This is a genomic window from Rhodococcus sp. WAY2, from assembly GCF_009859915.1.
GTDB lineage: Bacteria > Actinomycetota > Actinomycetes > Mycobacteriales > Mycobacteriaceae > Rhodococcus_F > Rhodococcus_F oxybenzonivorans.
Genome location: NZ_CP046572.1, coordinates 4,902,205 through 4,919,606 on the forward strand (window position 1 = coordinate 4,902,205; position 17,402 = coordinate 4,919,606).

Below are 17,402 nucleotides of genomic sequence, written 5' to 3' on the forward strand. Positions count from 1 at the left end.
TCAGTTATTCAGGCAGTCCGGCATTGTGGTTGCAGGGAGAAACCGACTCCGCGGATCGTCTGAATTGTGTGTTGGGCACCGATTGACGCCAACTTGCGCCGCAACGCGCAGATGTAGGTGTTCAGGACCTTCCTCGCCCTCGATTCACTCGCGGCTCCCCACACGATCAGGAGGAGGTGCCGGCGCAGAACAATTCGGCCGGCATTCATGGTCAGCACCACCATGAGATTGAATTCGGTCTGGGTGAGGGCCCTGCGCAAGCCATTGCATTCGACGGTTCTGCACCCCCAATGCAAGGACAGACCCGGCACCATCGGTGTCGTCGGCGGATGCTGCACGGATTTGGCACGGCGAAGTACCGCGCGAATCCGCGCCACAAATTCCTCCTCGCCCATCTGCACGTCCAGAACATCATCCGCGCCTGCCTCGAGGGCAGTGATTCGGTCGTGGCCGGCATCACGCTGGCTGACCACCACGAGTGCCCCGTTGAATCGGGTTGCCCTCAGCGTCCGTACGGCGTCATGTGCGCGACGTCGTTCTGGCCGTAGGTCGAGGACCGCCAGGTCGGGCGCGTCGATGTCGGCCATTCGAATGCGGTCGACGACGGGTCGTGGGACATCGGCGTGGACGAGCACCACGCACGCAGGGATTGCGGTCGGGACGCTGAATGAGTTCACGCGTTTTCCTTGGATCGCCTCGAGGTCGCCTGCTTCGGTCCACCATGTGCAGCAGCCGCCGCTGATGTATCGGAGCAGGCCACTTCGCTTCGCCGATACGATCGCATGGATGCGGACCGTTCGCTCTCCGACCGGTGTGCGCGGTGTCAGGGTGATCCGCTGGGGTGTCGGCCATTGGTTGCCTCCGCACTGCATGGGGTTTACCGGGAGTTGGTTTCGGGTCGGCATCGTGGCGGCGTGGCGAAAACAGGAATCGACGTAAGTGCGGATCCGATCGTGTCCGTGGTGGCGCAGGCGATTACTCCGCCGTTGCGCGAGTTGTACGCGCTGCTGGTGCGGGCGGGTGTGGTCGAGATCGTCGACTGACCCTTCAATCCTTCCGCACTTCGACGAGGTCGCCGGGAACCGTCGTGAAAGACAAGGTGCGGTCGTGGGTGTGGTCGGTGCGGAGTACTTCTCGGATCGTGTGGCTGATTCCGGGTGCGCGACCGAGTAGGTCGGGGGTGATCGCGGCTGCGGCCGTTGCCGCCGCGGCCGAACCGAGGCCCTGCGTCCACCCCAGCGGCCCGAGGGGCACGCAACCGAGGAATTGGCTCACTCCGGGGGTGCTGATCAACGCGGCCATGACGGCGAGGGACCCGACGGACGTGGTGACGACGAGCGGGCTGCGGGAGTCGAGCAGAATCTGGCCGAGCTGGGTTCCGATCAGTGCGACCAGGGCGACGGTGGAGGCACGCTGCGGACCGCCGGTCAGGCTGGCCATTGCCCAGGCCGCTGTGGCTCCGGCCGCGGTGGTCGTGCCACGGAAGGCGACGGTGCGCAGTAGCGCTGCCTCGTCCGGACCGCGGGCGATGCCGTTTCCATTGTGGTTGGTCGCGCTGACCGCCAGGGCCGCCGCGGGGAGCGCGTCGGTGAGCATGTTCACCAACAACAACTGGCGCGCGTTCAACGGGGAGCGGCCGGTGGCGATGCTGCCGATGAGGGCGAACGCCACCTCTCCGGCGTTGCCGCCCACGAGCACCGCTACGGCGGCCTGCACCCGCCGCCACAACTGGCGGCCCTCGTCCAGTGCCTCCAGCAATGCCCCGACTCGGCCGTCGAGGAGGACGACGTCGGCCGCGCCGCGGGCGGGAGCGCTGCCGTGCGACGCGACGCCGATACCGACACTGGCAGCCCGGATGGCGGCGGCGTCGTTGGCTCCGTCGCCGACCATGGCACACACTCGCCCGATCCGCTCGAGGGTCTGCACGATCTGCACCTTGTGTTCGGGGGACATCCGGGCGAAAACCAGGCAGCGCTCGACGGCGCGTTCCTGCTCGCGATGCGAGAGGTCGTCCCAATCGGTGCCGCTGATCACCTGGTCCGGCGTGACGGGCATGCCCAATTCTTCGGCGATGGCGATGGCGGTGACCGGGTGGTCTCCGGTGATCAGCCGGACGCCGACACCCTGGTCGAGTAGCGCGGGCAGCAGGCCGGCGGCATCGGCGCGGGGAGTGTCGGCAAGGCCGAGTAACCCGACGGGCTCGAGATCGTGCTCGCAGAGTCGTGCCAGGGCGTCGGGGTCCTCGGCAGCCGCCGCCGCTTCGTCCGCGGTGAGGTTGCGCTGCCCGACGGCGATAACCCGCAGCCCGGCCGCCGCCATCGATTCCACCCGCCCCGCGAGCGTGGATTCGTCGGATTCGCCGAAGGCCTCGAGCATCACCTCGGGTGCACCCTTGACCGCGAGATGGGTGCCGGACACGGCGGCGGCGTAGGACCGGCCGGAATGGAACGGCAGGTAGGCCTGCCGGGTCCGGTCGCCGTCGGGCGCCGATTCGGTGTCGGCGGCGTCCACGATGGCGACGTCGGTGGCGTGATCGGGCGGCCCGCCGTTCGACGACCACCCGGTGCGGGCGGCGTAGGCCAGCACCTGTTTCCGCGAACATCCGGGTGCCGGTTCGACGGCGGTCACCCGTAGGCGGTTCTCGCTCAGGGTTCCGGTCTTGTCGAAACAGACCACGTCGACCCGACCCAGTGCTTCGACCGAGCGGGGCACGCGGACCAGCGCCGAGGACGTGGTGAGTCGACGGGCGGCGGACATCTGCGCGAGCGTGGCCACCAGCGGAAGTCCTTCGGGGATCGCCGCCACGATGACCGCGACTCCGCTGGTGACGGCGGATCGCACACCGGCGCCGCGGAGCAAACCGATTCCGGTGACGATGGCGCCACCACCGAAACTGATCGGCATCGCCCGCCGGGTCAGCCGGCCCAGCTGGGCATTGAGGCCGACCTCCCGCACCTTCGCCGGTGCGAGGGCGGTGGCGCGTCGGGTTTCGGTGCCGCGGCCGGTCGCAGTCACCAGGGACACCGCGGTTCCGGTCAGCACCGTGGTGCCGGCGTAGAGCATGCAGGTGCGTTCGGCCAGCGGCGCACCCGGTGTGGGAAGTGTCTGTTTGACTACAGGAAGCGATTCCCCGGTCAGCGCCGACTCGTCGACCTCTACCCCCTCGGCGGCGAGTAATCGTCCGTCCGCGGGAACCACCTCGCCGGGGCGGACCTCGATCACATCGCCCGGCCGGAGCCGGTCCGCGGCGATGTCGACGTAGCGGCGGTCGGCCTCGACGTCGGCGACATCCACTGTGTCATAGGATGTTCCGAGATCGGTGAGCTTCCGTGCCGGCGCATCCTGGACAGCGAGAAGGCGATTCAAGACCTCTTCGGCGCGCAGACGCTGGGTTGCCGAGATGCCGGCGTTGAGCACGAGCACGGACCCGACGAGTACCGCGTCGATGGGTGAGCCCAGGACCGCGCTCGCCGCGGAACAGGTCGCGAGGATCGGGGTCAGTGGATCGTCCAATTCGTCACGCACGGCGCGGAGGAACCCCCAGGCGGACAGGGCGGGCCGGACGCCGATGCGACCGAGTGCACGTGCGGGTCCGGTGGCGGCGAGCCCCGAGTATCGGCTTTTCGGAAGCTGGGCGGTGTGGTCGTCCCTACGCGGCGGGGGTAACAACTCGCGCACTTCGGCGGCGGGAATCGCATGCCATTCATGCCCCGGCCGGGGTGCGGGCAGCGGCGCGGTGAGCACTCTGCGCGCCTTCGAGCGTCCCATCCATAGCCCCAGGGCCGCCCCGGCGGTGACCGATTCCGGTCCGCTGCCGGGCACACCGGGCAGCATCAGCAGGGTGCCGAGTGCGGACGCCTGCGCAGAGATTTCGATACCCCGACGGCTGGCGGTCCGCGCCGCCGGGATCGCGTGCAGGATGCGCCACACCCCGGTCAGGTCGGCTGCCCACAGGTGTGCATCCCACGGCGACGGAGCACCGTCGCGGGTGACACCTATCCCGACGTCCGCACGCCCGACGGCCTGCGGCGCCTCCGCCGCGACGACCGCGACTACTCGACCTTCTCGTTGGAGCTCAGTCACGGTGTGGCACAGGGTGTCATCGGTCGATCCGACCGGCGGGACCAGCCGGTCGAAACCGTTACGCAGCGAACGAAGGGCGTCGTCGTCGACCGAAACGACCTCGACCTGCGCGCGCCGGGCCTCGGCGACGACCGCGGACGCGTACGGGTCGTGGACCGAGCTGACCAGCACCCAGGCATCGTCGTCGGGTTCGTTGACCGCGGCGCCGGGCACGGCGTTGACCGGATGCCAGCCTGGACCGATAACGCCGCGCTGGACCGCGGTCCGGGCCGATTCCCACACCCGGGTCCGATCCCGGTCGCGAACCCCGAGAACCCGGCTGACGGTCAGCGCCGGGGTGTAGAGGGCGCGGGGATCGATCACCACAGCATCGACCCGGTCGAGGCGGCGCAGGGCCTCTGGGTGCAGGGGCAGCACGTCGTGCCGGTCGGCCACTCCTCGGCACAGGGTGCTGGCGAACAGCTCCCTCGCGGAACGGGTCGCCTTGGGGGCGGTCACCATCGTCGCCGTTCCGATGTTGACGGGGTTGCGGGTCAGGGCGCCGAGTGCCACGTCACCTGCCAGACCCGCCACGCCGGCGCGTTCGGCGTACCGCTCGACCGGACCGGTGGGTCGGACCTGCCGTGGCAGGGGCGGGGGACCGCCGACGGCGGCGGGAAGAGCCGGCTCCACCCGTTGCCACGCCCGCCGGCCAGACAAGGCCTCCGCAAGGAGCGCACCCCGAAGCGCGGCCTCGACGGCAAGTGAATCCGGCGACAAGGTCAGCGTGTAGACGGTCGCGGTCGCGCCCGCGAACAGCAGATCGGTGGCGCCCGGGCCCACCGCCTTCTCCACCAATCCGCGCAGCCGCGGCTGGTAGTCGACGGAGATCACCCCCGAAGCCAGGACGGCCGGAAGCCGGGGCAACCGCAGTAATCGCCCGGCCAGCGCCACACCCAAGCCCACGGTGGCGGCCGCGGCACCGACCGCCCGGGCGACCAGCACCACGTCGTCGCCGGGCAGGTCGATCGGACGCTGACCCGAAGCCTTTGTGACCGATGCGGTTTCGGCCGCGGCGACAACTCGACACAGCGCTTCCGGGCTCGGCGCAGCAGCACCGGCAGTCACCACGATCCGCGACCACGGGCGATGCACTTGTGCGTCCTCGACTCCCGGCACCGCCCGTACGGCGGCCAGTGCCCGTTCAGCCAGCACGGATCCGTGCGGACCGTCGAGACCGCGTACCTCGACCCACATCCGCCCGGACCCCGAGCCGCACCGCCGCACCGGTGTGCCCCCGGCGGCCTCTCGGGCCACGCCGGCAACGGTTCGGGCGACCGCACGTGGCGACGGCGCCCCCGCCGACACCGCGGCCGGTCCTTTGAGCAACACCGATCCGACTCCGAGGGCGGTGGCCGTACCCACCAGGGTGGCGTCGAGCGCGGCCGCTGCGCCTAACGTGGCGGCCCGCGTCCCGGTATGCACGCACCGACTGGAAAAGGACGCGAGTCCCTTCACCAGTGTTCCGGCAATCACGGCTCCGGCTGCGCCGGGACGGTCGACAGCGTTGATCCGGACGTCTTTCCGGACCTGGCGGGCTTGGCACGATCTTTCGGAGTGGGTACAGCGGTGGGCTTACTCGGGGTCGACCCGGCCGTCGGCGTGGCGGCAGCAGCCTTCGGCCGCGCGGGTGTGAGCTGACGCAGCACCAGCGCCGTGCCACCGGCCGCGAGGACGAGTGGCCACTCGACCAGGCCGACGGTGCCGACCGCGCCTAGGGTCAGCAGCGCCGCCGGCGTCGAATGGCTCCCGTAGCGTGCTCCCTCCATGGCACCTTCGGCCGTACCTCGAAGACTTCCGACGACGCTACCCACAGTGGCGCCACCTACTGCGCCCACCGTGGCGACCGCGGCCTCTCCGGCCCCGGTAACGACCCGTGCGGTTCCCGCGAGAATGTTCATCTGCACTCCACCCAATCCGCGAACGCACGCCCACCGCGAAAATTCCGATGCGAAGTGGGCTCGAATTACCCCACCCGCAACCCTATTCCTCGGTGAACGGAAAATGAACAGATAACGTCCAACAGATGTACGACCCTGTGCCGGGTCGTCGGCGTGTCTTTGCGAAAGTCGAGCCGTCCTTTTACGTTCCTTTGACCCTTGACCACCGCGCGCCCGGCCGGGGACGATGGAGGAGTGATAAGCACCGATGAGGAAGGCCAGCTCATCGAACAGGTCATCGAGAGACTGACCTGCAAACACCCGCACATTCCGCGCCACGATGTGAGCGTCGTCGTGATGTCCGCGCACAACCACTTCCGCGGCCGCAAGATCCGCGACTTCGTGCCCCTGCTCGTCGAGCGCTACGCCGACGAACAGCTCACCTCGATGACCGAACCTGCGTTCTGAGCGATCCACACCGCTGATGGCGTCCCCTGCACCCGGTGCGCGAATATGACTCGCCCACCAGCGATTCACCTGCCGGACCGCCTGATCTGAAGAAGTAACTTTTCACGAATTCGACACCGCGGTGCGTCCGCTCAATAGACTGTCGCGAGGTCAGCAATCGGCGGGTCTGAGTCCTTGCTGCCCCCAAGGATTGTCGGTTCACCCCAACAATGGTTCCGCGGAGGGGCGATGTTCGTACTCGTACGCCACGCGCACGCGGGCAACAAGACGCAGTGGCACGGCCCCGACGCCGCCCGCCCGCTCAGCGGGCTCGGTCGCAGGCAGGCCGACCACCTGGTGGCGGCGCTGGCCGGAATCGAGATACGCGCGTTGCTCTCGAGCCCCACCGTGCGGTGCCGCGGCACACTCGCGCCGTTGGCCGCGGCCCGGGGACTCACTGTCGAGGATCACTGCTTGCTCGCGCCGGGTGCCCCGGTCGATCGACTGTTCGCCGCGCTGTGCGCCCCGGACATCGACGGAACGCTGTGGTGCACCCATGGTGAGGTTCTCGACGACCTTGCGGCGACGGCACCCACACACAGATCGGCCCGGGTGCCCCCGGCCACGAAGACCGCCAAGGGCGGTGCGTGGATCATCGACCCCGCCGCACCCCCACCGTTCACTTTCCGCTACATCGCTCCCGACCCCACATGATTCGGACCTATTGTGCCCCAACCATTCCTCGTGGCTCCGACCGCCACCTCGGGCACAGCGACCGCGCCGAAACCTGACCCGTCAGATCCCCAGCGACTCCTCGAGGACGCGCAACTCGTGGCCGAGCCGCGCCGGGATCGACTTCAGGTCGGGCACCGCGCTGCGGCAACCGGTGACTCCGAAGGAGATGATGTCGTCGTTGCTCGTGCAGGTGATGTTCAGCGCCTGGCCGTCCACCGGAATGGACAGCGGGTAAATGGCGTCGAGCCGTGCACCGTTCCAGTACAGCGGGGCGCTGGGCCCGGGAACGTTCGAGATGATGAGGTTGAACGGCGGACGCAGCCGCGAGTTGTGCCCGAAGAGCATGCTCGCGCCGACCGGCGCCGCACCGACAGCGCTCATCGCCAGGATCTGGGTGGCGCTCATCGACTCCAGCGCCTCTTTGCCTTCGCACATGCTGGTGCGAATCGTGTCCAGCCGATCCGCGGCATCCGGCTGGTGCGTGCCGAGGTTGCACATGAGGACACCGATGTTGTTCCCCGTCGCCGCCTGGCGTTGGTTCTGCAGGGACACCGGCACCATCGCGACCAGGGGCTCCGCCGGGAGCGCGTCGTGATCCTCGAGGTAGCTGCGCAGCGCACCCGATGACATCGCGAGGACGACGTCGTTGATGGTGGAGTCGGACAGTTTAGCCACCAGGCGCAGGCGTTCGAGCGGCCACGACTGGGCAGCGAACTGGCGTGCACCGGTGATGGGAACGTTGAAGGGAGTTCTCGGAGCGGACAGGGCGAGCGGACCACCCTTGTCGCGGAACGCCCGAGTGATCGTTCCGGCGAGTGCGGGAACGAGTCCGGCAACGTCTCCGGCGGTGTCGCGCGCGGTGCGCAGCGTGGCGCCGGCAAGGTTGGAGAGGCTGAATCCGCCCGAAGACTGCGCGCGGGGCGGTCGTGTGTGTGCACGCTCCCACGGAGCGGGCATATCGCGCTCCTCGGAGTTTTCACTGAGCGCGTTGCGCAGCATCTTCATCGCGGTGACGCCGTCGGCAACCGAGTGATGGATCTTGGTGTAGACAGCAAAGCGTCCGTCGCTCAAGCCCTCGATGAGGTGCATCTCCCACAACGGCCGGCTCCGGTCGAGGAGGGATTCGTGCAACCGCGAGCACAGCGCCATCAACTCGGCCTCGGTGCCCGGAGCGGGCAGGGCGTCGTGGCGGATGTGGTGCTCGAGGTCCAGTTCGTCGACCGTCTCCCAGCTCCACTGACCGAACGAGGACAGGGATCGACGCGCACGCTTGGCCAGTTTCGGGGCAATTGCTCCGGTGCTTTCGGCGAGTGCGCGGTCGAGCATGGCGCGGATGTCGTGCGTGTCGGCACCCTCCGGCGGCTGGAAGATTTCGACACCGCCGACATGCATAGGATGCTCGCGAGACTCGCCGAGGAGGAACATCGAGTCGAGAGGTGACATGGGGAGCGGCATCTATTGCCCTTTCCATCCCGGGGACGTTTCCCGGATCGCGGGAGGTTTCGTCTCTGGTTTGAGGTGACGGCGGGGGACGGTGGCCCCCTTGTCGGGCGCCACCACTTAATAACTAATCGATATGGGACGGGTCACGAATCAGTGACGCTGGTATTTGTACCAGGTTTTCCGTGAGCCATGCCACTAGACAAGCGTCCAACTCGAGGTGGCGGCGCGGGGTATGTGACACCCACGTGAACAAGCGAAAATTGTGCACCCAGTGCGGAATTCGAGTGAGTGTGCCCTGGCTAGAGTCGAAAGTCCCATATCAGCGACAATCACGGCATGGACAAGCCGTGGGCGGTAGTGAAACACGTGTCGTTCGAGGGGCCGGGATTGGTTGGGGCCCTTTTGAAGAACCGCGGGATTTCTTACGTCGAATACCCGATGTATCACGCCTTCGAACTTCCCGCCGCCGACGACATCGGCGGTCTCGTGGTGATGGGCGGTCCGATGGGTGCGTTGGACGATGTTACCCACCCGCAACTTCCGCGAGAGCGAAAATTCATCAGGGATTCAGTCGACGCCGGGCTCCCGGTTCTCGGAATTTGCCTCGGCGCTCAACTTCTCGCCGCTGCTTTCGGCGGTGATGTTCGGACCGGTCCGGTTCCGGAGCACGGTGCCGGACTCGTGACAGTGACCGACGAGGGCGCCCGCGATCCCGTGTTCGGTTCGGCCGGAAGTCAGTTTGCCGTCGTTCACTGGCACAACGACACCTTCGATCTTCCGGAGGGGGCGACACGGCTCGCGAGTAGTGAGGCCTACGAGAACCAGGCCTTCAGGCTCGGTCGGCGCGCATACGGGTTGCAGTTCCACGTCGAGCTGACGCGCGAGCACCTGTCGGTGATGCAGAACCACATGCCCGCCGGCACGGCACCGTCTGGAGAGCATATGGACGAGGTGGCTGCCGTCGGGCAAGTGGTGATCGGCGCGTTCCTGGACCTCGCCGAAAGCTGAGAAGAAGTAGTTTCCGATTCACCGATGAGTTTCGAGGACGACGGCAGTCTGTATCGATGACCTTCCGCTGGGGAAGGACTTCGAGAAGGAGATTGCGATGTCCCGGATGCTCTTCGTCAACCTGCCGATCAAGAATCTCGACGCCACCAAGAAGTTCTTCGGTGATCTCGGGTTCGAGTTCAATGCCACTTTCAGCGACGATTCGTGCGCCGCGATGGTGATCAACGAATCCACGTCGGTGATGTTTCTCGTCGAGCCGAAGTTCCGGGACTTCATCGAGGTCGACATCTGCGACACCTCGAAAGCGGTCGAGGCCCTCTTGTGCATCTCGGCCGAAAGCCGCGAGGAGGTCGACGCCCTGGTGGACAAGGCCCTCGCCGCAGGCGGAAGTGCATGGGGCAAGTTGCAGGACGAGGGCTTCATGTACGGCCGGGCGTTCCGCGACCTCGACGGTCACGTCTGGGAGGTCATGTGGATGGATCCGACGGCCGTACCCGCGTAAGGATCAGGTCGGTGGAGTCTGCGGCAGCCCGAACTTCTCGAACAGGTCGAGATCGAAGAAGCAGACGACGTGCGCGACTCCACCGGCCGTGACGTCGAGGACGTGGAGCTGGAACGGCCGGTGCACGCCGTCCTCGCCTCGCATGTAAAGGCCGAAGGCGGGCTGGCCGTTCGCCCACGAGGGGAGCAGGCGCATGTCGCCGGCACGTTGCGCCGGACAGTTGTTGCTGATGAGCCGGCCGATGTTCTCACCACCGAGGTACCAGCCGTCGAAGGGCGGCATCTCCCACACGGCTTCCTTGGTGAAGATCTCCACGATCGCCTCGACGTCGTAGTTCTCGAAGGCCGTGACGTACCGCTCGAGGAGGGCCTTTTCCTCCGGGGATTCCGGTTCGACGAGGGTGTCGGTGGTGGGCATGGCCAGTTCGAGCTGCGCGCGGGCCCGTTGCAGCAGGCTGTTGACCGCGGGAGTCGTGCTGTCGAGAGCCGCGGCGACCTCGGACGCCTTCCACTGCAGCACGTCGCGCAGCACCAGGACCGCGCGCTGGCGGGGAGGCAGGTGCTGCAGGGCGGCGATGAACGCCAGCCGCACCGATTCGCGGGAGGTGACGATGTTCGCGGGGTCGCTGGCGTCGTCGTACACGGTGTCGGGAATCGGCTCGAGCCAAGGCACCTCGTGCCGTTGGACCAGCTCAGCGGTGGGATCCGAATCGGGCGCACCCAGTCCGCTGGGCAGGGGTCGCATGGACCGGCTCTGCAAGGCCGTCAAGCAGGTGTTGGTGGCGATCCGGTAGAGCCAGGTGCGCAGCGACGACTGCTGCTTGTAGCCCCCGTACCCGCGCCACGCGCGGATGAACGTCTCCTGCATCTGGTCTTCGGCATCGTGGAGCGAACCCATCATGCGGTAGCAATGGGCCAGTAACTCACGTCGATAAGGGTCGGCGAGGGCGAGGAAATCCTCGTCGAGCGACTGCGCGGCCGTCATAGTGGGCAGCTTACTGCTGCCCACCGACGAGTGTCGGCACTCGTGCGCACCGACCCGAAGTTCAGCCCCAGTTCACCATCGGCTCTCCCGTCTCGAGGAGTGTCTTCAGTCCGCTCAGGACCTCGTTCCAGCCACCACCGGCGCCTTCCGGTTCGTGCTCGCCCGCGACCATCCGTGCCATCTGCGGGGCATTGCTGAGATCATGCGTCACAGTCAATTTCGTGACTCCGGGTCGACTCGACGGCGCAATGTCGTAGGTGAGCGTGGTGAATCCTTCGATGTTGTCGGGGTCCATCAGCATGCGCCACGTCTGGACGAGCTTCTTCGGCGGATCGCACTCGAGCACCTCGCCGTCGACGACGACATCGGGCACGCCTGGGTGGGCCTTCATGTCATCGCTGGCGCGCGACTCGTACTTGCCTCCGGGCCGGAGGTCGTAGTGCACGTGTCCGCCGTACCCGTACCTCTCCGACCACTCCGGCTTGGTGACGGCCTCCCAGATCGCCTCGGGCGTCGCCTTGATGTACACGGCATAAATCTGCACGAGTTCAGTCATTTCTCTTCCTCCAGTTCGGCTTTCAGCTGAGCGAGCGCCGCGGCGTGACGCTCGGTGTACTTGTCGATCCACCTCTGGTGGATCAGCTGGATCGGCACGGGGTTGAGATAATGCAGCTTTTCCCGGCCGGCACGACGCGTGACCACCAGGCCTGCGTCTTCGAGTACGCGCAGATGCTTCATGACCCCGAACCGGGTCATCTCGACCTGCGACTCGAGTTCGGTCAGCGTCTGACCGTCATGGGCGAACAATCGATCGAGGATCAGGCGGCGCGTCGGGTCGGCCAGCGCCTTGAAGACGTGATCGTCGTCCATGGCTCAACGATAGGTGACCATTTGGTCACATGTCAACGAATTCGCGTCCAGTTCACCTCGGTGACACGGTGCGACGCCGAAGTCGGACATGTTCGCTCCCTAGCGTCCGGATGTCCCGTTGGCATGCATGGAGGTAACAGACAGTGACCACAGCACCACTCAATCGCCGCGGCTTCCTCGGCCGGACCGCGCTGACCGGCTTGGGCGTGGCGCTCGCCGGTAGTGTCGAGGCCTTCGTCCGACCTGCTGTGGCGTCCGCGGTGCCCGGTCGGGCGATCGGCTACGGGCCGCTGATTCCCGATCCGAACAGAATCCTCGCGCTCCCGGCCGGCTTCTCGTACACGGTGGTGTCCCGATCCGGCGACACCAAGTTGGACAGCGGGGAGTCCGTGCCCAGCGACTTCGACGCCAACGGCGTGTTCGCCCGGCAAGGTGGGGGATCCACTGTGGTCAGCAACCACGAGATCGGCAAGGACGAGCCGTTCGGCGTGCCCGCAGTCGAGGGGCTCACCTACGACACGGGTGCGCGCGGCGGTACCACCACCACAACGGTGGACGCGGAAGGGAAGTGGCTGGGTCAGTACGTGAGTGTGGCGGGGACGGTGAACAACTGCGCCGGCGGGATCACGCCGTGGGGCACGTGGCTGACCTGCGAGGAAACCGAGGCTCGCGCAGGAACGGGCGGATTCCTCCTCGACCACGGGTACGTCTTCGAGGTCGATCCGGCCGGACAGGACGCCAACCGGGGCAAGAGTCCGGTTCCCTACAAATTCCTGGGCCGGTACGCACACGAGGCAGTCGCCGTCGATCCGGCGACCAATGCCATCTACCTGACCGAGGATGCCTCCGATCCGAACGGGCTGTACTACCGGTGGACGCCGCCGCAGGGTTTCCGCGGGGGACCCGGCTCGCTCCGCGGACTGGCGCAGTCGTCGGGCGGGGATACCGCAGGCGCACTACAGGCCATGGCGTGCTTCCAGGACGGTGTCCACGTACGCGACCTCTCGCAGGCGACGGAACCCGGTGTCCGGTACACGGTGCAGTGGGTGGACGTGCCCGACCGCGACGCCAAGAGCACCCCGGTGCGCAAACAGTTCACCGACGACCAGGTGACGCGCAGCCGAAAGTTGGAGGGGCAGTGGTGGGGTGACGGTGGCGCCTACTTCGTCGCCAGCTTCGCGCGTACCGGCGACGGCAGTGCCGCCGAGCACGACGGCCAGGTCTGGTTCTACGACCCGGCGACGGAGACCATCACGTTGAAGACGTTGTTCGGCGTCAACCCGGACCCGGCCGTGGACACCGGAAACTACGACGGCCCCGATAACATCACCGTGTCACCGCACGGCGGCGTCATCCTCGCCGAGGACGGCGACGGCATCAGCCATCTGGTGGGGGTCACGGCGGAGGGGGAGCCTTTTGCGCTGGCCCGTAACGAGTTGAACGACAGCGAGTTCTGCGGTCCGGCGTTCAGCGCAGACGGGAAGACGCTGTTCGCGAGCATTCAATCGCCCGGGCTGCTTCTGGCGATCCGTGGTCCGTGGCGCCGCCCCATGCTGTGAGTACTTGTTAACAGCGGGGTGTTAACAAGTACTCACAGGGGGGGATTCAGCGGAGGAGAACGCCGTTGCCGGTGTCCGTCACCGGGGTGCCGCCGAGCACGCCGGCCACCTGGTCTTCGCTCAGTCCGAGGTCGCGCAGACGATCCCAGACCGCATCGAATTCGATGAGCTTGGCGTTGAGGTCGTTTCGGAGGCGGTTCACCTCGTCGCGAATCTTCTCGGCCTCGTCGATCGCTTCCAGGGTCTGCTCGGGCTGAGGGAGGAGTAGGGACAGGAGCCGGTCACGAGCGTCCGCGCTCAGGCCTGCGAACGGTTGCTGGTCGGCGGGCGCCTCGTGCCTGCCTCCGCGGGAATCGGCGGACGGGATCGGCGTGGTATCCGACTCCGATGCGCGGTCGGCCGCCATGGCGTAGTCCGGTTCCTGCACCGGATCCTGGTCGCTCGACAGGTCGATGGTGCGACGCAGCGGGCGGTTGGGCAGCAGGATGACGGCGAGCAGGGTGATGAGGGCGACGAGCGCGGCGATGAGGAAGATCCGGCCGGTCGCGTCTCCGTATGCAGCACGAATGACGCTCTGCACGGGTGCGGGCATGGACGTGAGGTCCAGGCTGCCGCCACCGCTGCTCGACCCTGCCGGGATGCCGAGCTCGGCGAATCCGTCGGCAGAGAGGTCGGAGACCCGTGTCGCCAGGACCGAACCGAGAACCGAGACGCCGATGGCGCCACCGAAGGTTCGGAAGAAGGCGACCGAACTCGAGGCCGCACCGATGTTCTGGACGCTGACAGTGTTCTGCACGGCGAGCACCAGGTTCTGCATCAGCATGCCCATGCCCAGACCGATGATGGCAATGTAGAGGCTGACGAGGGTCAGACTCGTCTCGTGATCGAGGGTGCTCAGCAGCCCGAAACCGATGATCATCAAGACGGCGCCGCCGACGACGAACGACTTCCACTTCCCGAACCGGGTGATGAGCTGTCCGGAGCCGACCGTGCCGATGAGCATCCCGGCGACCATCGGAATGGTGAGGACGCCGGCCATCGTGGGGGTGTAGCCCCGCGAGGTCTGGAAGTACTGGCCGAGGAAGGTGGTGGAACCGAACATTCCGACACCGACGGCGACGGACGCGATGATCGCGAGGCCGGTGGTCCGCTCGGTGACGATCTTCAGCGGAATGATGGGAGCCTTCGCCTTGGCTTCGACCAGGACGGTTGCCACGAGGAGGAGCACGCCGGTGCCGACGTACAGCGCCGTCTCGCGGGAGAACCACTCGTAGTAGCCGGCCTTACCTGCGAACGACACCCAGATGAGCAGGATGGACACGCCCGCGGTGAGCAGCAGCGCTCCGAGCCAGTCGATGGAGACGTCGTCCTTCTTCTCCGTCGGAAGGTGCAGTGTGCGCTGCAGCAGGAACAGTGCGACGACGGCGAGCGGGACGCAGACGAAGAACGTCCAGCGCCAGCCGAGGGGGCTGTCGACGATGACTCCGCCGAGGATCGGGCCGCCCGACATCGAGACCGCCATGACGGCACCCATGTAACCGGAGTACCGGCCGCGCTCGCGAGGCGAGACGATGGTGCCGATGATGGCGACGACGAGCGCGGTCAGACCGCCCATGCCGACGCCCTGGATGACACGCGCGGTCAGCAGAAGCGGCACGTTGTGTGCGAATCCGGCGATCACCGAACCGATGACGAAGATGACGATCGCGCTCTGGACCAGGACCTTCTTGTTGAACAGGTCGGAGAGCTTGCCCCAAATGGGCGTCGAGGCGGCGTTGGCCAGCAACGCGCTGGTGATGACCCAGGCGTACGCGGTCTGCGTCCCTTTGAGGTCACCGATGATCGTCGGCAGGGCGGTGGAGACGATGGTGGTGCTCAGCAGTGCCGTGAAGAGGGCTGCGAGCAGGCCGGTGAGGGCTTCGAGAATCTGACGGTGACTCATGGCCTGCGGTTCGCCGACCGGCGTGCGGATATCTGTTTCGGTCATACGCTTTGTGTTCCAATCGGGTTCGAGCTCGATACGATCCGGTGCTCGGCATCGAAGAGTGTTTCCTTCAGATGCCGGATCGAGTCGAGGGCCGTGGCTGCCTCGGTTTCGTTCCATCCGGTCAGCATTTTTTGCATGCGTGCGGCACGTCGTGTTCGTACGTATTTCACGTACGCCAAGCCGTCGTCCGACACGCGTATTCGGAATGCACGCCCGTCCGCAGGGTCCGGGTGCCGGGTGACGTACCCGGCGTCGACCAGATCGGTGATCTGGCGACTGAGGGAAGACTGACTGACGCACATTTCCGTGGCCAGTTCGTTCTGCCGGCATTCACCCCTCCCGGCCAGGACGAGGAGAACTCCTGTCAGGGCGCGGGGGAGGTGGTCGTCGGCTTCCGACGCCAGGGCATCACGAAGCACCCGACCGAAGAGGAACACCTCGTCGATCAGAGCTTCGGTCGTGCCGAGCGAAACGGACGACACGGAAGACGCGGATGGCGTGGACATGGCAACAACCCCTGAGGACGACTTACTTTCTGCATGCAACTATATACATCGTTACCCCAAGCAAGTAACTGTTTTCGCTGTCTTTCCCATCACAGAGCGTTGGACGGCGTTGTGACCGCGTCGGCCCTAGGGGGTGAGACGGTAGTGGAGGCGCTGCGGTCTGCCGCCGATGAGCTGGCGAGATACTGCCTGCACGCCCTGACCGCCGCCACCGGTCTTTCGACCCGGGAACCGGTCCAGCGGCTGGTGCAGGTCACCATGGATGGGTTGCGCCGGCGCGCTGACCGTGTCGCGCCTTAGAGGGTCGACAGGATCTGTTCCATGGTGGTGATTTCCTGCTGCTGGGTGGTGATGATGTTTTGCGCCATCGCTTTCGCCTGCGCGTTCTGGCCGTCCTCCACCTCGGTCTGGGCCATGGTGATCGCACCCTTGTGGTGCTCGATCATCTGGTTGAGAAAGAGTTTGGCGGCATCGACGCCCTGGGCGTCGCGCAGGCCAGCCATGTCTTCGGCCGACATCATCCCCTCCATGCCCTCGCCGCCCTCCATGCCGGGCATGTCCATTTCACTGGTGCCCGCCGGCGGGATCACCACCGGTGCCTCGGGCATCTGCATTCCGGTGCCCATGGGCATGGACTCGGTCATGTTCATGCCGGTCGTCGTGGTCGCAGCGGTGCCTTGGCCCCACGCGGTCAGCCAGGCGTTGAGTTGCTCGATTTCCGGGCCCTGCGCCGCCTTGATCTGCTGCGCGAGGTCGACCACTCGGGGGTCGATCCCCTGCTTGGTGAGCAGAATTTCACTCATCTCGATCGCCTGGCTGTGGTGGGGAACCATCCGCTGCGCGAAGGCGATATCGGCGTCGTTGTGCTCGGCGGCACCGTTTTCGGCACTTACCGAGGTGGTGGCGGCCGAGTTGGTGGTCGCGGTGCTCTCCTCGGTGCCGGAGTCACCGCACGCGGTCAGGGCCAGCAGCAGCGCCGTCGATGCGGCGCCGAGGGCGAGGGACTTGTTCATCGACAACTACCTTCTCTCTTCTTTCGGCGGATGCGCTGACGAAGACGAGGGTCAGTCGAGTGCGGAAAACAGCTCGCGGCCGGCCCTCTCACACCGCAGGCACGCCGCAGCGCAGTCGAGGTCGGTGCGAATGCAGGCGGTCAGGTCGGCCACCGACGGCTCACTCGGACACGCATCCGCGCAGGCCGTGCATGTCTGCGCGCACTCGGCGCGCGCCCCGATGCAGGCCAGAAGTGCCGCCTGGTCGATGTGCCGCAGTTTCTTCGGATAGCTCTCGAGCATCTGCTCGGCTGTGCTCACGATGACTCCCTTTCGTGAAAGGGGCATGTCGGCGGCGGACGCCGCT

16 protein-coding genes and 1 pseudogene are annotated in these 17,402 nt (G+C 66.6%); 6 read left to right on the forward strand and 11 right to left on the reverse strand.

The features are described from left to right. Nucleotides 1-8: 8 nt before the first annotated feature. Nucleotides 9-677 carry a response regulator transcription factor gene (locus GFS60_RS22215; RefSeq protein WP_159924646.1) on the reverse strand — a complete coding sequence of 223 codons (669 nt, stop codon included), beginning with the start codon at nucleotides 675-677 and terminating at the stop codon, nucleotides 9-11. A gap of 237 nt (nucleotides 678-914) precedes the next feature. On the opposite strand from GFS60_RS22215, the gene GFS60_RS39950 reads away from it, so the two are divergent. Continuing rightward, complete coding sequence (locus tag GFS60_RS39950) at nucleotides 915-1,043, forward strand: Rv1535 domain-containing protein (RefSeq protein ID WP_268962520.1); 129 nt, start codon at nucleotides 915-917, stop codon at nucleotides 1,041-1,043. A gap of 4 nt (nucleotides 1,044-1,047) precedes the next feature. Here GFS60_RS39950 and GFS60_RS22220 read toward each other — a convergent pair whose 3' ends face one another. Both GFS60_RS22220 and GFS60_RS22225 read right to left on the reverse strand, forming a co-directional pair. Beyond that, nucleotides 1,048-5,547: a cation-translocating P-type ATPase gene (locus tag GFS60_RS22220; RefSeq protein WP_236603246.1), complete on the reverse strand. Its 4,500-nt coding sequence runs from the start codon at nucleotides 5,545-5,547 to the stop codon at nucleotides 1,048-1,050. A gap of 47 nt (nucleotides 5,548-5,594) precedes the next feature. Next, on the reverse strand, nucleotides 5,595-6,023 hold the full coding sequence (locus GFS60_RS22225) for a hypothetical protein (RefSeq protein ID WP_159924648.1): 429 nt from the start codon (nucleotides 6,021-6,023) through the stop codon (nucleotides 5,595-5,597). Nucleotides 6,024-6,257: 234 nt separating this feature from the next. On the opposite strand from GFS60_RS22225, the gene GFS60_RS22230 reads away from it, so the two are divergent. Further along, a complete protein-coding gene (locus tag GFS60_RS22230; RefSeq protein ID WP_236603247.1) occupies nucleotides 6,258-6,470 on the forward strand; it encodes a three-helix bundle dimerization domain-containing protein in 213 nt (70 codons plus the stop codon). Nucleotides 6,471-6,698: 228 nt separating this feature from the next. Then, entirely contained in the window at nucleotides 6,699-7,163 is a 465-nt protein-coding gene (locus tag GFS60_RS22235; protein WP_159924650.1) for a SixA phosphatase family protein, read from the forward strand. An 81-nt stretch (nucleotides 7,164-7,244) separates the two neighbouring features. Here the strand turns inward: GFS60_RS22235 and GFS60_RS22240 are convergent, their stop codons facing one another. Beyond that, entirely contained in the window at nucleotides 7,245-8,639 is a 1,395-nt protein-coding gene (locus GFS60_RS22240; protein WP_159924652.1) for a WS/DGAT/MGAT family O-acyltransferase, read from the reverse strand. Nucleotides 8,640-8,963: 324 nt separating this feature from the next. Here GFS60_RS22240 and GFS60_RS22245 point away from each other — a divergent pair, with 324 nt between their 5' ends. Then, a complete protein-coding gene (locus GFS60_RS22245) occupies nucleotides 8,964-9,635 on the forward strand; it encodes a type 1 glutamine amidotransferase (RefSeq protein WP_159924654.1) in 672 nt (223 codons plus the stop codon). A gap of 97 nt (nucleotides 9,636-9,732) precedes the next feature. Continuing rightward, the gene (locus GFS60_RS22250; protein WP_159924656.1) at nucleotides 9,733-10,137 is read left to right on the forward strand and encodes a VOC family protein; all 405 of its coding nucleotides are present in this window, start codon (nucleotides 9,733-9,735) and stop codon (nucleotides 10,135-10,137) included. Nucleotides 10,138-10,140: 3 nt separating this feature from the next. On the opposite strand, the gene GFS60_RS22255 is transcribed toward GFS60_RS22250, so the two are convergent. From GFS60_RS22255 to GFS60_RS22265, 3 genes are all read right to left on the reverse strand, one after another. Then, complete coding sequence (locus GFS60_RS22255) at nucleotides 10,141-11,121, reverse strand: sigma-70 family RNA polymerase sigma factor (RefSeq protein WP_159924658.1); 981 nt, start codon at nucleotides 11,119-11,121, stop codon at nucleotides 10,141-10,143. Nucleotides 11,122-11,182: 61 nt separating this feature from the next. Continuing rightward, a complete protein-coding gene (locus tag GFS60_RS22260; protein ID WP_159924659.1) occupies nucleotides 11,183-11,677 on the reverse strand; it encodes an SRPBCC family protein in 495 nt (164 codons plus the stop codon). After that, nucleotides 11,674-11,991: an ArsR/SmtB family transcription factor gene (locus GFS60_RS22265; RefSeq protein WP_159924660.1), complete on the reverse strand. Its 318-nt coding sequence runs from the start codon at nucleotides 11,989-11,991 to the stop codon at nucleotides 11,674-11,676. The genes GFS60_RS22260 and GFS60_RS22265 overlap by 4 nt, the downstream gene beginning before the upstream one ends. A gap of 143 nt (nucleotides 11,992-12,134) precedes the next feature. Between GFS60_RS22265 and GFS60_RS22270 the strand changes: the two genes are divergently transcribed. Continuing rightward, a complete protein-coding gene (locus GFS60_RS22270; protein ID WP_159924661.1) occupies nucleotides 12,135-13,550 on the forward strand; it encodes an alkaline phosphatase PhoX in 1,416 nt (471 codons plus the stop codon). 46 nt (nucleotides 13,551-13,596) lie between these two features. On the opposite strand, the gene GFS60_RS22275 is transcribed toward GFS60_RS22270, so the two are convergent. The 4 genes and pseudogenes from GFS60_RS22275 to GFS60_RS22290 form a co-directional block, all read right to left on the reverse strand. Further along, nucleotides 13,597-15,537: an MDR family MFS transporter gene (locus GFS60_RS22275; protein WP_442972168.1), complete on the reverse strand. Its 1,941-nt coding sequence runs from the start codon at nucleotides 15,535-15,537 to the stop codon at nucleotides 13,597-13,599. Then, nucleotides 15,534-16,043 carry a MarR family winged helix-turn-helix transcriptional regulator gene (locus GFS60_RS22280; protein ID WP_159924662.1) on the reverse strand — a complete coding sequence of 170 codons (510 nt, stop codon included), beginning with the start codon at nucleotides 16,041-16,043 and terminating at the stop codon, nucleotides 15,534-15,536. Before GFS60_RS22280 ends, GFS60_RS22275 begins: the two co-directional genes overlap by 4 nt. Before the next feature lie 296 nt (nucleotides 16,044-16,339). Then, a complete protein-coding gene (locus GFS60_RS22285; RefSeq protein WP_159924663.1) occupies nucleotides 16,340-17,056 on the reverse strand; it encodes a DUF305 domain-containing protein in 717 nt (238 codons plus the stop codon). A 99-nt stretch (nucleotides 17,057-17,155) separates the two neighbouring features. Continuing rightward, a pseudogene (locus GFS60_RS22290) lies at nucleotides 17,156-17,356 on the reverse strand (four-helix bundle copper-binding protein); the annotation flags it as partial. Between the last annotated feature and the right edge of the window lie 46 nt (nucleotides 17,357-17,402).

Bases quoted from the DNA above. Each gene is read 5' to 3' on its own strand.
- GFS60_RS22225 (WP_159924648.1), bottom strand. From the start codon at position 6,023: ATGAACATTCTCGCGGGAACCGCACGGGTCGTTACCGGGGCCGGAGAG.
- GFS60_RS22235 (WP_159924650.1), top strand. From the start codon at position 6,699: ATGTTCGTACTCGTACGCCACGCGCACGCGGGCAACAAGACGCAGTGG.
- GFS60_RS22240 (WP_159924652.1), bottom strand. From the start codon at position 8,639: ATGCCGCTCCCCATGTCACCTCTCGACTCGATGTTCCTCCTCGGCGAG.
- GFS60_RS22245 (WP_159924654.1), top strand. From the start codon at position 8,964: ATGGACAAGCCGTGGGCGGTAGTGAAACACGTGTCGTTCGAGGGGCCG.
- GFS60_RS22250 (WP_159924656.1), top strand. From the start codon at position 9,733: ATGTCCCGGATGCTCTTCGTCAACCTGCCGATCAAGAATCTCGACGCC.
- GFS60_RS22255 (WP_159924658.1), bottom strand. From the start codon at position 11,121: ATGACGGCCGCGCAGTCGCTCGACGAGGATTTCCTCGCCCTCGCCGAC.
- GFS60_RS22260 (WP_159924659.1), bottom strand. From the start codon at position 11,677: ATGACTGAACTCGTGCAGATTTATGCCGTGTACATCAAGGCGACGCCC.
- GFS60_RS22265 (WP_159924660.1), bottom strand. From the start codon at position 11,991: ATGGACGACGATCACGTCTTCAAGGCGCTGGCCGACCCGACGCGCCGC.
- GFS60_RS22275 (WP_442972168.1), bottom strand. From the start codon at position 15,537: ATGACCGAAACAGATATCCGCACGCCGGTCGGCGAACCGCAGGCCATG.
- GFS60_RS22280 (WP_159924662.1), bottom strand. From the start codon at position 16,043: ATGTCCACGCCATCCGCGTCTTCCGTGTCGTCCGTTTCGCTCGGCACG.
- GFS60_RS22285 (WP_159924663.1), bottom strand. From the start codon at position 17,056: ATGAACAAGTCCCTCGCCCTCGGCGCCGCATCGACGGCGCTGCTGCTG.